This window comes from Oceanobacillus sp. M65, assembly GCF_052246275.1.
Taxonomy (GTDB): domain Bacteria; phylum Bacillota; class Bacilli; order Bacillales; family Amphibacillaceae; genus Oceanobacillus_B; species Oceanobacillus_B jordanicus.
The window spans coordinates 126,741-139,969 of record NZ_JBQQCJ010000003.1 but is presented as its reverse complement, the minus strand read 5'-3'; the positions used below and the strand labels follow the sequence as shown (position 1 = coordinate 139,969).

18 protein-coding genes are annotated in these 13,229 nt (G+C 35.1%); 15 read left to right on the top strand and 3 right to left on the bottom strand.

Annotation, left to right across the window (positions count from 1 at the left end; genetic code table 11):
- Positions 1-18 precede the first annotated feature (18 nt).
- The 8 genes from ACTWPF_RS12820 to ACTWPF_RS12785 all read left to right on the top strand — a co-directional run bounded on the left by ACTWPF_RS12820 (position 19) and on the right by ACTWPF_RS12785 (position 4,893).
- A complete protein-coding gene (locus ACTWPF_RS12820; protein ID WP_238018495.1) occupies positions 19-624 on the top strand; it encodes a TetR/AcrR family transcriptional regulator in 606 nt (201 codons plus the stop codon).
- 239 nt (positions 625-863) lie between these two features.
- Positions 864-1,388, top strand: a complete 525-nt coding sequence (locus ACTWPF_RS12815) for a sigma-70 family RNA polymerase sigma factor (protein ID WP_238018494.1) — start codon at positions 864-866, stop codon at positions 1,386-1,388.
- Positions 1,378-2,229 carry an LCP family glycopolymer transferase gene (locus ACTWPF_RS12810; protein WP_443149352.1) on the top strand — a complete coding sequence of 284 codons (852 nt, stop codon included), beginning with the start codon at positions 1,378-1,380 and terminating at the stop codon, positions 2,227-2,229. The genes ACTWPF_RS12815 and ACTWPF_RS12810 overlap by 11 nt, the downstream gene beginning before the upstream one ends.
- A gap of 139 nt (positions 2,230-2,368) precedes the next feature.
- Positions 2,369-2,845, top strand: a complete 477-nt coding sequence (locus ACTWPF_RS12805) for a GNAT family N-acetyltransferase (RefSeq protein WP_443149351.1) — start codon at positions 2,369-2,371, stop codon at positions 2,843-2,845.
- Between the two features lie 73 nt (positions 2,846-2,918).
- A complete protein-coding gene (locus ACTWPF_RS12800; RefSeq protein ID WP_443149350.1) occupies positions 2,919-3,893 on the top strand; it encodes a phosphotransferase enzyme family protein in 975 nt (324 codons plus the stop codon).
- A complete protein-coding gene (locus ACTWPF_RS12795; RefSeq protein WP_443149349.1) occupies positions 3,884-4,201 on the top strand; it encodes a hypothetical protein in 318 nt (105 codons plus the stop codon). Before ACTWPF_RS12800 ends, ACTWPF_RS12795 begins: the two co-directional genes overlap by 10 nt.
- Positions 4,153-4,344 (top strand): GNAT family N-acetyltransferase, encoded by a 192-nt coding sequence (locus ACTWPF_RS12790; protein WP_443149644.1) that lies wholly within the window; start codon positions 4,153-4,155, stop codon positions 4,342-4,344. Before ACTWPF_RS12795 ends, ACTWPF_RS12790 begins: the two co-directional genes overlap by 49 nt.
- A 111-nt stretch (positions 4,345-4,455) precedes the next feature.
- Positions 4,456-4,893 carry a VOC family protein gene (locus tag ACTWPF_RS12785; RefSeq protein ID WP_238018486.1) on the top strand — a complete coding sequence of 146 codons (438 nt, stop codon included), beginning with the start codon at positions 4,456-4,458 and terminating at the stop codon, positions 4,891-4,893.
- Between the two features lie 101 nt (positions 4,894-4,994).
- Here ACTWPF_RS12785 and spoIIP read toward each other — a convergent pair whose 3' ends face one another.
- Positions 4,995-5,909: a stage II sporulation protein P gene (gene spoIIP / locus ACTWPF_RS12780; protein ID WP_443149348.1), complete on the bottom strand. Its 915-nt coding sequence runs from the start codon at positions 5,907-5,909 to the stop codon at positions 4,995-4,997.
- Positions 5,896-6,438 carry an RNA polymerase sigma factor gene (locus ACTWPF_RS12775; RefSeq protein ID WP_443149347.1) on the bottom strand — a complete coding sequence of 181 codons (543 nt, stop codon included), beginning with the start codon at positions 6,436-6,438 and terminating at the stop codon, positions 5,896-5,898. The genes spoIIP and ACTWPF_RS12775 overlap by 14 nt, the downstream gene beginning before the upstream one ends.
- A 537-nt stretch (positions 6,439-6,975) precedes the next feature.
- Here ACTWPF_RS12775 and ACTWPF_RS12770 point away from each other — a divergent pair.
- From ACTWPF_RS12770 to ACTWPF_RS12755, 4 genes are all read left to right on the top strand, one after another.
- Positions 6,976-7,152 (top strand): hypothetical protein, encoded by a 177-nt coding sequence (locus tag ACTWPF_RS12770; RefSeq protein WP_443149346.1) that lies wholly within the window; start codon positions 6,976-6,978, stop codon positions 7,150-7,152.
- Between the two features lie 168 nt (positions 7,153-7,320).
- Complete coding sequence (locus ACTWPF_RS12765) at positions 7,321-7,827, top strand: GNAT family N-acetyltransferase (RefSeq protein WP_443149345.1); 507 nt, start codon at positions 7,321-7,323, stop codon at positions 7,825-7,827.
- A 71-nt stretch (positions 7,828-7,898) separates the two neighbouring features.
- On the top strand, positions 7,899-8,687 hold the full coding sequence (locus ACTWPF_RS12760; protein ID WP_443149344.1) for a class I SAM-dependent methyltransferase: 789 nt from the start codon (positions 7,899-7,901) through the stop codon (positions 8,685-8,687).
- 97 nt (positions 8,688-8,784) lie between these two features.
- A complete protein-coding gene (locus ACTWPF_RS12755; RefSeq protein WP_443149343.1) occupies positions 8,785-9,294 on the top strand; it encodes a GNAT family N-acetyltransferase in 510 nt (169 codons plus the stop codon).
- 171 nt (positions 9,295-9,465) lie between these two features.
- Here ACTWPF_RS12755 and ACTWPF_RS12750 read toward each other — a convergent pair whose 3' ends face one another.
- Positions 9,466-10,593 (bottom strand): CAP domain-containing protein, encoded by a 1,128-nt coding sequence (locus ACTWPF_RS12750; RefSeq protein WP_443149342.1) that lies wholly within the window; start codon positions 10,591-10,593, stop codon positions 9,466-9,468.
- Positions 10,594-11,122: 529 nt separating this feature from the next.
- Between ACTWPF_RS12750 and ACTWPF_RS12745 the strand changes: the two genes are divergently transcribed.
- The 3 genes from ACTWPF_RS12745 (at position 11,123) to ACTWPF_RS12735 (ending at position 13,104) form a co-directional block, all read left to right on the top strand.
- Positions 11,123-11,632 carry a DUF3231 family protein gene (locus ACTWPF_RS12745; RefSeq protein WP_161465462.1) on the top strand — a complete coding sequence of 170 codons (510 nt, stop codon included), beginning with the start codon at positions 11,123-11,125 and terminating at the stop codon, positions 11,630-11,632.
- 136 nt (positions 11,633-11,768) lie between these two features.
- Positions 11,769-12,563, top strand: coding sequence for a pyrroline-5-carboxylate reductase (gene proC / locus ACTWPF_RS12740; RefSeq protein ID WP_443149341.1), 795 nt, complete (start codon positions 11,769-11,771; stop codon positions 12,561-12,563).
- Between the two features lie 76 nt (positions 12,564-12,639).
- Complete coding sequence (locus tag ACTWPF_RS12735) at positions 12,640-13,104, top strand: hypothetical protein (RefSeq protein ID WP_443149340.1); 465 nt, start codon at positions 12,640-12,642, stop codon at positions 13,102-13,104.
- Positions 13,105-13,229 lie beyond the last annotated feature (125 nt).

Sequence of the window (13,229 nt, the reverse complement as noted above, 5' to 3'; positions counted from 1 at the left end):
TGTTTTGGAGGTTTTTAAATGGATGAAAAGCTTGAAATAAAATCTCAGCGGAAAAATCGAACAAAGGAACATCTTAAGCAGTCCCTTATTGAACTGATTAAAGAAAAAGGATTTCATGCAGTGTCCGTAAAAGACATCGTGGATCATGCATCTTATAACCGAAGTACTTTTTATGTCCATTATCAAGATAAGTTTGAGCTAACAGCTGACTTAATGGATACCATGCTTGATGGGCTAGAAGAATCAGTGGGCAAACCTTTTGTGACGGGTCGCACGGTATCGACAAAGAAACTTGATACCGAGTCTTTTAGCATTGTTTCTTATATATACGAAAACAGGGATTTTTTTGAGTTAATTAAATTTGACGATACGATACCAGGATTACATACCAGATTCCCACAGACCATTTTAAAAATTTATCAGGAAAAATTCACCTTTGAGACAGTCAATCATATTCCTGTAAACATGGATTATTTCACACGCTATACAGCCTATGGTTTTTATGGACTTCTAATTAATTGGATCCAACAAGGGTTCCAAGAGACAAAAGAAGAATTTATATATGAAGTAATTAACTTAGCAAGAACACATATGGAAACCATTAAGTACGTAGGAAATGACTAAATTAAAAAGCAATAAATTAGTAATAAGAGTTCTTGTTATATTCCTAACACCCATGACGCATCTTTAATTAATAAACTTACTTATGTGGTGAACTAAAATTCCTTTCCAAGTAATTACAGTGGAAAGGAGTTTTTTGTATAACTAAAAAAATCAAATCTATATACAAAATATGAAACCATTGCTCAATGGTTCTCGTCTAAAGGCCAAATTATAGAAAGAGGTTGGAAAAGAGGGCAGCTATGGAAAGTTCAAAAGAGGAGATTTTAGAAGAAGTGATGAGAGAACATGGGGGTGAATTGGTACGATTGGCATTTAACTATGTGAAAGAGAACGAAACTGCCAAAGACATGGTGCAAAATACCTTTATCAAGTGTTATGAAAACCTAGATAATTTTCGTTCAGATTCTGCAATGAAAACGTGGCTGTATAGAATTACGATTAACCAGTGCAAAGACTATTTAAGAAGCTGGCATTATAGAAAGGTACATGCAAGAAGTCTTGTGGGAAGTGCTTTTACCTCCTTGTTACCTTCCACAGAAGATGAAGTAATCAAAGAGTCAGAGCAAGAAGAAATGAAGAAATTAATTTTTTCTTTGCCACCTAAATATCGGGAAGTTATCTTTCTATTTTATTATAAGTCTTTTTCACTTGGTGAAATATCAAAAATAACGGACCTTAAAATCAATACTATTAAAACGAGGCTCAGTAGAGGGAGACAAAAATTAAAAAACTTAATGGAGGAGGCAACTATCTATGAAGGATAAAGATAAAAAGCAGCTATTTTCCTATTTGGATGATGAAGATCTTACCTTTACTAAAGAAGACCGGGTCAAAACGTTAAACAAAATTCATAAAAAAGAGCGTGAAAAACAAAATAACACCAGCCAATCTAGGAGAATAAACCGTATAGGTCCTATATTGGGGAGTGTAGTGGTAATAATTTTAGCAATTGGTTTACTTATACCAACTCTCTATAGTCAAGAAAGAGCAGATCAACAACAAGCATCCCAACAAAATGACTTGTCATTTTCTGCTTTACTAATTGGGGAGAATCCAGCAAGTCATAGAAGTGAATTTAACATTTTAATGACGTACAACAATAGCGACAAGAGTGTGAATCTAGTTCCAATACCTCGTGATGCATATGTTGAAATTCTTAACGCAGAAGGAGATAGCCTAGAGAAAGATAAGTTAACGCACGCCTATGCTTTTAGTCGATCACCTGAAGCAGTCTTAACAACTGTATCGCATCTATTCGATTTTCCTATTGATTATTATTCGGTTATCCAAACAGAAGAAATTAAGAAAACTTTAGGGATTAGTGAGGGTGTGGAAAGAGAAGAAGTTATGAAAGAGGACCGTGTTGGAAAACTAATTAAAGAACAGGTATCAATCTCGCAATTTAAAGACCTAATTAACGGAAGTCAATCCAATTTCCCACCTGCAACAGTTAATCAATTTGATAATAATTTGGAATCCATTCAAGTGATTGATATGGAAGAGGGGATAGAGGAGAAGATAATTAACGGAATATACTACAAAAAGATAAATAACAGTGTCCTTAAGGAAACTTCTCAAAAGTTAATGCAGCATTTGGGTGAATAGGGGTGATATAGACTGTGTTAGGAAGGGGTGGAAAACTCTTCCTACACAGTTTATTTTTTGTGTTAAACTATATCATAAATAATGACGCTTTCATTTTGTTGACAGCAAAGAAATTAATATGTGGAAGGAGGTTGCCAGGTTGCTAAACTTACAAAAGGTACGACCAGTAGAAGAAGATGTACTACAAAGTATTATGCAATTTTATATTTATGAATTTAGTAAATACATTCCTACTATTAGTTTGGGGGCAAATGGGCAATACGATCCGTTTAACTTAAAAAAATACTGGGATGATGATAATTTTCATGCTTTTTTTGTAAAGTTAGAGGATGAGCTGATAGGGTTTGTACTGATAGAAAGTTCAAAAGTGTCAAGTCCGAATACAATTAAAGAGTTTTTTATAATGGCGAAACATAGTGGGAAAGGCTACGGGAAAGAAATTGCCATAAAACTATTCAACATGTTTCCCGGGTTTTGGAAAATTACTCAAATAGAAAATAACAAGTCTGCACATACATTTTGGCTTAAGGTGGTTAAGGAATTTACTAATGGTAATTTTATGGAGTTTTTGAAAGATGGGAAGTTAACTCAAGAGTTTAATACTCTACGACAATAGTTAAACTCTTTTAAAGCAAGAGCACTTATTTTTATCAGAGCAAAAGTTTAGTAAGAGAAAGGAAACTAAAAATATGGAGCAAAAGATACTCCGTTTTCTCAATGAAACGTATCAGGAAAATTTCAAGAATATTAAATCAGTAACAAACGAAATGTTTAGGTGTACTACAGATGATGGTGATTACTTCGCAAGGGTAACCAATTATAAAAGTTATGAGGAACAGTTAGAGGAAATTAATTATACAAACTTCCTGTTTAAAGAAGGATTAGGGGTTTCTCCTGGGATACTTTCTTCAAATAATAAGTTCGTAGAAAAAGTAACACTTCAAAACAAGGAAGTATTAGTCGCCCTTTATAAAGCAGCTCCAGGAATACATTTACCAAGGAAACAATGGAGTGCGAAAGTTTTAAAAGAATTAGGTCGGCAAATAGGGAAATTACATCGTCTTTCGAAACAATTTGAAGAAATATATTCACCAAAATATATTAAAGTTTGGCATGAAAATGAGGAGTACGCCTTTCTTAAATATATTCCTAAAGAAGAATACTCGATCAGAGCGATTGCGGAAGAGGTCTTAACTACTATAAAAGAGCTGCCAAAAAATGATTCGAATTTTGGTTTACTACATGGGGACTTGTGGCTTGAAAACATACTGGTTGATGATGGATTGAAAATGACTATGATCGACTTTCAAGATTGCGAGAAACATTTCTATCTATATGACTTAGCAGTTCCAATATATAGTGCCTTAGAGTATTCGTTTGTCGGTGGAGGTAACATAGTTGACTATGAAGAGAATATAACAAAGGCAATATTAGATGGCTATCATGAAGAAAATGAATTAGCTCAAGAAATGTTAGAACATCTTCCCCTATTTATTAAATTAAAAGAAGTGTTTGAGTACAGCTTAATGCATCTGTACTGGGATACAGAAAACCTAACTGAAGATCAGATAAGAATAATGAATCATTTCAGGATGAGAATTGAACGAAAACATTCCCTTCTAAGTAATAAAACAAATTTTAACGGAGGGCTTATATGGAAATAAACCAAACGAAGGATTTTGATTTGATCGCCAAGTTAAACAAGCCCGTCCATGATTTACATTATTCACTCTATCCGAGTTACTTTAAGGAATATAACTATAAAGCAATAAAAGAAGAATTTAAGAAACTAATAGAAAAGAAACAATTTGTTTACTTGCTATTAGAAGATAATCAACAAGCAGTTGGTTATGCTTGGATAGAAATGAAAGAATATCCGGAAAGCGCCTTTAAAAAAGTTATAAAGTTGTTTATGTACACCAAATCAGTATACTTTCTACACAACGAAAAAAGGGTTTTGGTACCAACTTAATGAATTACATATATAAGTTAGCAAGAGAACAAGGTATAGATAGAGTCGAGTTAGACTACTGGTTGGATAACAAAACTGCAAAGGATTTTTATGATAAGCAGGGCTTTGTTGAGTATCGGGAAGTTGTATATAAGCAACTATAATCTTCAACGTACAAAGAGGTTCAGCTATTTATTTCTAAATTATTCTTTTAATAAAAGGTTATTAGCCGCATCATAGAAATAAATAAAGATAACGTAGATGGGGGTTAAAATATGAATAGATTAAATTTAGTAACGCTTGGTACGAGAGATATTGTAAAATCCCATAATTTCTTCAAGGAAATAGGATTTGAGACTTCAATTATGGGTCCTGAATCTGATCCAGCTATCATCTTTTTTAGAAATGAAGGATCTAGGATTGCATTATATCCGCTTGAAGAACTTGCTAAGGATATAAATAATGAAAACCCGCCAGCTTTGTCAGAGGGTTTCCCAGGTATAACACTGGCATATAACGCCAAATCACTGGGGGAAGTCGATAAAGTTTTTAAGAGGGCAGAGCTAGCTGGTGCTAAAATTATTAAAGAACCTAAAGAAACAGATTGGGGCGGTTATAGTGGTTACTTTACTGATCTGGATGGTTACTACTGGGAAGTAGCATACGGAGAAGACTGGGAATTTGATGAATCTAATATGTTGGTTATAGATTAAGGATTTACTGGAAATGTTTTTTTAAAAAATGAAGGGTCGGTTCTAAATACTCTAGAAACCGACTTTTTTGTGTAGTTTTATAGTTATATTAGGAAAGGGTTTTATTCTAAATCATCTAAAACCTCAACGATTACTTCAGCAATAATTTCTGCGCTTTTATATTCCTCTTCTAAGGTGTTTTCAACTCCACCGATATTTAGTAAAAGTGAATGTTCATGTAAATCTTGATTGTAGGATTCTGGAGTATCTCCTCCTTTTGTAATTATTCCTCTAGAAACACCTGGATACTTGCTTTCTAGCTTTTCGTGTAATAAGGTAGCTACCTTTAAATTTTTTTCATAGTAGTAACTATTTTCTGAAACAACAAAAGATATTCTGGGTATTTCAATACTATTTAGTTCGACTGTCGTATTTCTTCTTTCTAAATTATCCCTGTGGAGATCCAGTATTAACTTGATATCTTTATTTTGGTTTAAAGCATCCGTTACTACTTTTCTAGAGGGATCGTAAGCATCGCCATAGCCTGCGCCTTCAATTTCCAACTCTTTAGTTATATCAGTTTTGTCATGAATTGAATTAACCCCCTTTTGATTTAAAAAGTTTGCAAGTTTTTCGCCAACAAGTGTAATGTTTATTTCTGTGTGAAAAGGTTCTATGGATGTGTCTGTTTTTATATATGGAGTAAAAGATTCTTGGTTGTGTGTATGATAAATGAGAACTGATGGATCTGTATTAGTTGTGGTAGTTAATTTTTCATTTTGGCTGAGTGAAGATAGAATAGAGTTATAAGTTGAGAGGACAGATTGGGAACCGTTAAAAAAAGAAAACCATAGTACAATAGCTAAGGACATAGAAAAAATAATACCAAATTTTGCGTTTCTCCTAATACGCCTCCTTTGATTAATTTTCTCTGCCTTAACCTTTAAGACCTTTTTACTTTTACTAAGAAAGTTATTACTTGGTCTTAACTCTGAAGTATTCTTAATCAAATCAAGTATCTCTTTATCCGTTGGCATTAATAAATACCTCCTCTTTTAAAGTATTGAGGTTCTTTCTAAGAATTTTCAATGCACGATGGAAATCCACCTTAACTTTAGACTCACTGCAGCCTAATATTTCAGCACTTTCTTTTATTGATAATTCATTAACACCTCTTAGAATTACAACTGATCTATACTGTGGCTTTAGAGATCTAATAGCTTTTTTGACTACTTCTTGGTTCTCTGAATCACTAAGTAACAAGTCTGGTTGCTTTTCATTATCTGGAAGTTTATTAAAATAGCTTTGTTTAAACAATGTTGTGAACCTTTTTCTGCGTAGATAATCGATAGCAGTATGTTTTGCAATGGAAAGAATCCAAGTTGATAATTTAGATTGGTGGTTAAATTTTTTATGATGTTTTAATACTTTAATAAATACATCTTGCGTCAAATCTTCAGCCTCTTCTCGGCTTCCAACGAAGCATACTAGAAATTTATACACTTCAAGATAATGTTTTTCATAAATGAATTCGATATTATTTACGAAATCATCTTCATAAGGCAATAGTAAATCCCTCCTTTTTTATCAGTCTTCTACTATTAATCGAATGACTTTGTATAAAAGTTACAGATATTGCAAAATAAAAACTGAAAAGAATCACTTTTATAATAATAACCGTGAACAAACTAGGAGATAATGTTAAAATTATACAGTGTACAACTGCCAACCAGCAAAATCTTTTGGGAGAGGTGAAATATGAGGAAAAGAAAAATAATTTCTCTGGATAACCTTTTAATAAGTGGTTTTATAGCTATATAGTTTCTACTTTTTTTGCAGCTGGCACCATTGCTGAAAACTATACAGATAAAACATTTGTAGCGCCAGAGTTTTTCATCGTCCTCGTGATTTGGGGGATTGGCGGGCTTTTTGTCTTACTACAGTTCTATAAGAATTTAGTTTCTTATTTTGTTTTTTCCCTTATAATTACCTGGGTTTCTATTCCTTTAGGTATTAGTTTGGGGTTTATATGGCTATAAACTAGTGACCTATTTGTTTAAGTAATGAAGAGAGGTATTAAAAATGGTCTTTTGGAGGTGTCCTATGCTCTTGTCATTATTTGGCATTTCAATTTCTTTATTTGGAATAGCACTTATTTTAGTAGCAGATGGTTCATCGAATATATTTGGACTATTCGTGTCATCTGGTGGATTAATCGTTTCCCTTATAGCAATAGTTTTAAGTGAAATTAGAAAACTCAAAGGTAGGGTACAGGATTAATGGTAAATCAAGACGTTGATCAACAAAGTAAACTGCAGTTGAGGGTATTAGGGGAGATATGTACAATTTGTAAGATGATTGAAATCAACTTCTGGTTACGTGGAGGTTGGGCACGCTAAGAGCTTTTTCTACGACTTAACAAGTGCATTTTAGATTGGGGGAGATTTAGTGATACGATTAGCTCAACAAAATGACGCGGAAGCGATTATGGATATAAAGAAGGAAATTATTCTATTAGAAAAGACATCAAAGTTTTTCATAACATCTCCAAGCGAGTTACCACATGACATAAACTTAGAAAAAGAGAGAATACAAGAAAGTCGTGAAAAAAATAATCTTTTTGTAGTTTATGAAGTAGAGAGGACAGTTGTAGGTTTCATGGTCTTTAGACGTTACGATCTTACTCGTCTACATCACGCTGGCTCATTAGGGATGGGGATTAGAAATGCATATACCAATCAAGGGATTGGTACGAAACTCTTGGAGTACCTTATTAACTGGGCGAAAAAGCAGGAAGGGTTAGAAAAAATTTGTCTTGGTGTTACGTCATCCAACCAAAGAGCCATTCAAGTTTACAGGCGTATAGGCTTTATAGACGAAGGTATTCAGAGAAAACAAATTAAGTATGAAGATGGGACCTATGGAGATGACATATTAATGGCTTATTATATTTAATCGTGTTGCTAGTTGATCAGTTTTGCCAAATCAAATACTCCAGCAATTTAGAAAAGAAAGGAGAATACTCATTGAGCGAATGGAAAGAACTTACACAGGATTCAAAATTAAGGTGGGAGAAGAATGCGGAACATTGGGATGATTATATGGGGGAAGAGAGTAATCAGTTTCACCGAGAACTTATCAAGCCCTCTACTGAAAAATTATTAAATGTAAAAGAAGGGCAAACGATATTAGATATTGCTTGTGGAAATGGGAATTTTTCAAGAAGGCTAGCACAATTAGGTGCAAAAGTAGTTGCATTGGATTATAGTTCGAAGATGGTCGAACGAGCAAAAAAGCGGTCTAAGGAACATCTAGATCAAATTGAATACCGTGTTTTGGATGTTACGAGTTATGAAGATTTGAATGAATTAGGGCATCAAAAGTACGATAACGCCGTATCTAACATGGCATTGATGGATATTGCTGACATTAATCCGTTGATAGAATCATTGCATAAGATGTTAAAGCCAAATGGGGCCTTTGTCTTCTCTATTACCCATCCAAGTTTTCAAACGCCAGGAGTAAGAACGATTCATGAATCGGAAGATATTAACGGCGAAATCGTTTCTAGAAATAGTATTCAATTATTCAAGTACCTTTCTCCAAAAGCCTATGAAGCTATAGGAATAAAAGGGCAAGATACACCACATTACATGTTTCATAGACCTATGACGTATTATACGACGTTATTTTTTAAAGCCGGTTTTGTATTAGATGGATTAGAGGAACCAAGTTTTAAGAAAGAAAAGGGAGAAACTCAATTTGAATGGAATGAGATTCCTCCCGTTGCTATATTTCGTTTTAAAAAAGTATGACATTTATTCAATTAGTGCAATGCAAAGTACATATAGCTGAAACATACTAAGAATTTTGTTAAAATTTTAATTAATACATTAAGAGAGGGGTCATTGAATGAGAAACAACCTACATATTCGGCCAGTTGAGAAAGAAGACTTAGAATTCATTCATAAAATGCGAATAAATCCTGATGTAATGGATTACTGGTTCTCGGAGCCTTATACGACACTGGAAAAGTTAAAGAAAAACTATGAGCAGCAGCAAGATAATGAGGCATTTAGACAGTTTATTCTTTATCATTCAAATGAAAGAATCGGTTATCTTGGTCTCTACGGTATTAATTTCCGTCATCGTTTCGCGCAATTCGCTATTATGATCGATCCAGATTATCAAGGTAAAGGGTATGCAACAGATGCCACAAAATTAATGGCGGACTATTGCTTTAACCAATTAAATCTACATAAACTATCTTTACAGGTCATTAAGGTTAATGAAAAAGCCATACATATTTACAAAAAAGTAGGTTTCTGGGTTGAAGGGGAACAAAAAAATCATTATTTTGTTAATGGGAGTTACCAAGATGCATATACGATGAGTGTATTACGTGAAGAGTATGTGAATTAGCAATAACTATTAACATTTTTGGGGGTAATAGTAGGAGTTGAAAATTAAACAATAGGCCCATGAAAAAAAGGAAGGATCAAGGCTTTTTACTTGATCCTTCCTTTATGAATTATTGAGTAGAGACTCCAGTTTATTTTATAAAGCTAGTCACTAGGGGAATTGTACAGCTGCCTATTCTGTAACAAAGTTCTCTGTATAATACGGTCTATTATTCTCACCAAAGGATACGCCTACAGCGAGGGTTTCGTAGTTTGCCTGTAATATATTTTCCCTATGTCCCATTGAATTCATTAAGCCTTCATGGGCAAAGATGCTGCTAGGTTGGCCGGTAGCAAGATTCTCTCCTGCAGTTCGAAAAGCAATGTCATCCTCAGCCATTCGGTCAAACGGGGATTGGCCATCTAGGTTTGTATGACTAAAATAATTGTTTTCTGCCATATCTGAGCTGTGTTCCTCTGCAGTTTTTTGTAAAGGTTCGTTCCACTCCAATACAGGGAGCCCGTGAACAACTCTAACGGCATTTGTCAGATCAAATAGTTGATACTCGAGACCTTCTTTTAATTCACCATCTGGAGCTGTATAATATGCGTTCTTTTGTTGTTCCAGCTCTTCACTAATAATTTGTACAGCAGTGACGGTATTGTTCTCATGCTTATCATAAAAGATGGTTACGTAATTTTCGTCAATTAGAAAAGTGTCATATTCCTCGTCGCTTTGAATTTGATATCGAACAGCACCTTTTCTTATTGCGGTAAGTGGATCTCCAAGTGCGGATAATACAGCGTCTCGGTGACTGTCAAAAGCAATGCCGTCTTCAGAGGTAAGTAAGTCCTGATTCGTATATAATCCGGCAACCTTTCCCTCTTCATCGAAGGCCGCCATAAAAAAGTTATGGTAATTCTCATGATATGTCACCCACTCGACACCATATTCATTCACGGTAAATCGTTGTGGTTCTTCGGTAATCTCTTCAACTTTGGATCGATCATCTCCTATTTCTACATTGTGTATGGAAAATGATTGGTCCTCTGGAGCTTCTAAATGGGGTTTATTAGCTCCAGGATCAGCAGATTGTGGCGACTCTTGTTCTCCCTTAATATTCCCAACTAAATCTTGAAAACCCTGATTAATCGATTCTATAGTGGCAATGACAGTGGGATCCTGTCTTATATTATTTATATCGGTGGAGATTTCTTCATATACACCGGTAAAGCCAGAATGCTGAAAATCTTCCCCGTAAAAATGCCAAAATCCCCATGCTATGAGCAATAAGGCTATAATATTTCGTAATTTAGGCATATATATTCACATCCTGAGCAAAAATTCTAATTTAATAAATGTATCAAGTATCATCAGTATGAACAAAAGAGCAACATAATAGAAGTCATTTGATATTTTAAAAAGCAAATACATTGTAATTGATGATTCCCTTTTTTCTACAATATAAAGCAAGTCAAAGGTTAATGAAAAGTCAGGAGGATTTTTAAGAAACTTTATACCGGAGCAACCGTCCGTATGACTCCCACTTCAAAACATGAGGTGAATCGTGATGTTTAAGTTGGAGTAAACGGACGTTAACACCCCGATTCGTTCAACTAACATTCAGTGGGGGAAGAATGAATACCCCCACTGATTGAAGGTTCACTTTATAAGGAAGTTAAAAGGATGACGATAACTGGAAGAGTTTGTAAAGTAACTTATTGGATATGTTAATTCGATATTATCCGCATTTTATTGTATGAATGGATAATATGTTCCACTTAATACCACAATATAGGTGTGCAAGAAAGAAGGCTGCACTTAAACGAAATTTGTAAGGAGGGTTAAGATGGGTATTTTAAGTGGTAATCCACAAGAAGAACCGATGCATTATGGTGAAGTGTTCAGTGCATGGGAATATCTAATGGTTTCGAACAAGACAATAGCAGATCATCAGATGTTAATGAATCATGTCGGAGACGGAGACTTAAAGAAGCTTCTAAAGGACGCAGTCGAACAAGCTCAGCAAGAGGCAAAGCAAGTTTCTGAAGTACTTACGCAGAACGGTGTGGGGCTTCCTCCAGCTGCTCCAGAGCCGCCAAGTGTAGATTTGGAAGACATTCCAGTTGGAGCACGCTTTCAGGATCCTGATGTGGCAGCAGCAGCTTCTGCAAAGGTGGCAGCGGGACTTGTAGCCTGCAGTCAGATAATGGGTACTTCGATTCGTGAAGACATCGTGATGATGTTTGGACAATTTCACATGAATAAAGCAGCATTAGGTGGGAAGTTTTTAAAGCTAACAAAGGAAAAAGGATGGCTCGTTCCACCACCGCTCCACCATGCATCGAAAAGTGACTAATTCTTAAGTTTCAAGGCCTTCACATCAATGTGAGGGCTTTTTTGTCATTCAGCTAAAACTTAAATAGCCATTTGCCCAAAAGCGGACCCTATACTAAAATATATAAGTATGTAGAGAAAAGGGAAAGGGTTTTTAGATGAAGAAAAAGATCGGATTTATTGGCAGTGGAAATATGGCGGAAGCGATTATTGGAGGAATGGTGAAGGCAGGTCATCTACCTGAACAAATTGTTGCTTCAAACCGGAGCTGGGATAAACTGCAGCTACTTGAAGAAACGTACGGGATTCAAACAGTGGAAAGCAATCAAGATATTGCAACTCTATGTGAAATTGTCTTTCTTTCTGTTACACCAGATAAATATCCTGCCGTGATAGAAGAGATTAGAGATAGTATTCAGGATGAAACAATGGTCATTCTTATTGCTGGAGGACAGGGCATTGCAGAGAATGAAGCGCGATTTGGAAGAAAAGTGAAGTTAGTAAAAGCAATGCCAAATACTCCAGTGCTTGTTGGAGAAGGTCTGACCAGTCTTAGCTTTAATTCCTTTATAAGTGAAGAAGAGAAGCAGAACGTTGTAGAATTATTTAACAGCATTGGAAAAGCCGAAGTGATTGAGGAGAAGTTAATGGATATAGCTAGTGCAGTTGGTGGCTCATCTCCTGCATTTATGTATATGTACATAGAGGCATTAGCAGATGCCGCAGTATTATATGGGATGCCAAGAGAGAAGGCGTACAATATTGCAGCACAAGCTGCCTTAGGCGCAGCAAAAATGGTATTGGAAACGGGCGAGCATCCAGCTAAATTGAAGGATGAGGTTTGTTCTCCTAATGGCACCACCATCCAATCTGTAGCAAGCTTGGAAACAAGCGGGTTTCGGGATGCCATAATTCAGGCAGTCCGGTCTAACATGGAAAAAATGGGACACTAAAACTCCCCATTTCATTCATCCAATTTATGGTATGCTTTAGTAAGAGGCTTTTACATACTGGAGAGGTGATGTGGCGATGCAGTATTCGTATGCAGGAAGAGGCAGAGTTTTAGTCTTCTTGTCAATTATTTTCTTTTTAAGCACAGTTAGAGATATGGAGAATTTTGGATGGTTCTCTTATTCTTTCATCCTTTTTACAGCCTTTATATTCGCAACTGCTTTTATTCGTTATTCTTGCGACATTAATGAGGAATCCATTACATATCACATCATGTGGATGGGGCTTCTCCTATATAAAAAACGAGTGCCACCAAATCGAATAAGCCATATAAAATTTAAAAGATATGGTTGGGCAACAAAGGGGGCTGTTGTCCACACACATAAGGGTTTTAACATCCGGCTCATCGATTTTAAACCTATAAAGCTATATGAAGAGTTAGATGATTTTTCTGAAAAGCATGATATTCCTTTTAAAAAGTCCAAGGATTATCAACTACTCGAAAAATTGGGTTGGGATAGAAAAAAACAAGTATCCGAATAAAAAGTACTGCAAGAGCCTATATGACTATACTAGGCTCTTTTATACTGTGTTTTTTTCCTTTACAATAATTTCACAGTAAATACATTCTTCTTTAATATCTGAAATTTATAATTATGTAGACAACT

Excerpts from the sequence above, each read along its gene's own strand:
- ACTWPF_RS12820 (WP_238018495.1), top strand. The coding sequence starts at position 19 with ATGGATGAAAAGCTTGAAATAAAATCTCAGCGGAAAAATCGAACAAAG.
- ACTWPF_RS12815 (WP_238018494.1), top strand. The coding sequence starts at position 864 with ATGGAAAGTTCAAAAGAGGAGATTTTAGAAGAAGTGATGAGAGAACAT.
- ACTWPF_RS12810 (WP_443149352.1), top strand. The coding sequence starts at position 1,378 with ATGAAGGATAAAGATAAAAAGCAGCTATTTTCCTATTTGGATGATGAA.
- ACTWPF_RS12800 (WP_443149350.1), top strand. The coding sequence starts at position 2,919 with ATGGAGCAAAAGATACTCCGTTTTCTCAATGAAACGTATCAGGAAAAT.
- ACTWPF_RS12795 (WP_443149349.1), top strand. The coding sequence starts at position 3,884 with ATGGAAATAAACCAAACGAAGGATTTTGATTTGATCGCCAAGTTAAAC.
- ACTWPF_RS12785 (WP_238018486.1), top strand. The coding sequence starts at position 4,456 with ATGAATAGATTAAATTTAGTAACGCTTGGTACGAGAGATATTGTAAAA.
- spoIIP (WP_443149348.1), bottom strand. The coding sequence starts at position 5,909 with ATGCCAACGGATAAAGAGATACTTGATTTGATTAAGAATACTTCAGAG.
- ACTWPF_RS12770 (WP_443149346.1), top strand. The coding sequence starts at position 6,976 with ATGCTCTTGTCATTATTTGGCATTTCAATTTCTTTATTTGGAATAGCA.
- ACTWPF_RS12755 (WP_443149343.1), top strand. The coding sequence starts at position 8,785 with ATGAGAAACAACCTACATATTCGGCCAGTTGAGAAAGAAGACTTAGAA.
- ACTWPF_RS12750 (WP_443149342.1), bottom strand. The coding sequence starts at position 10,593 with ATGCCTAAATTACGAAATATTATAGCCTTATTGCTCATAGCATGGGGA.
- ACTWPF_RS12745 (WP_161465462.1), top strand. The coding sequence starts at position 11,123 with ATGGGTATTTTAAGTGGTAATCCACAAGAAGAACCGATGCATTATGGT.
- proC (WP_443149341.1), top strand. The coding sequence starts at position 11,769 with ATGAAGAAAAAGATCGGATTTATTGGCAGTGGAAATATGGCGGAAGCG.
- ACTWPF_RS12735 (WP_443149340.1), top strand. The coding sequence starts at position 12,640 with ATGCAGTATTCGTATGCAGGAAGAGGCAGAGTTTTAGTCTTCTTGTCA.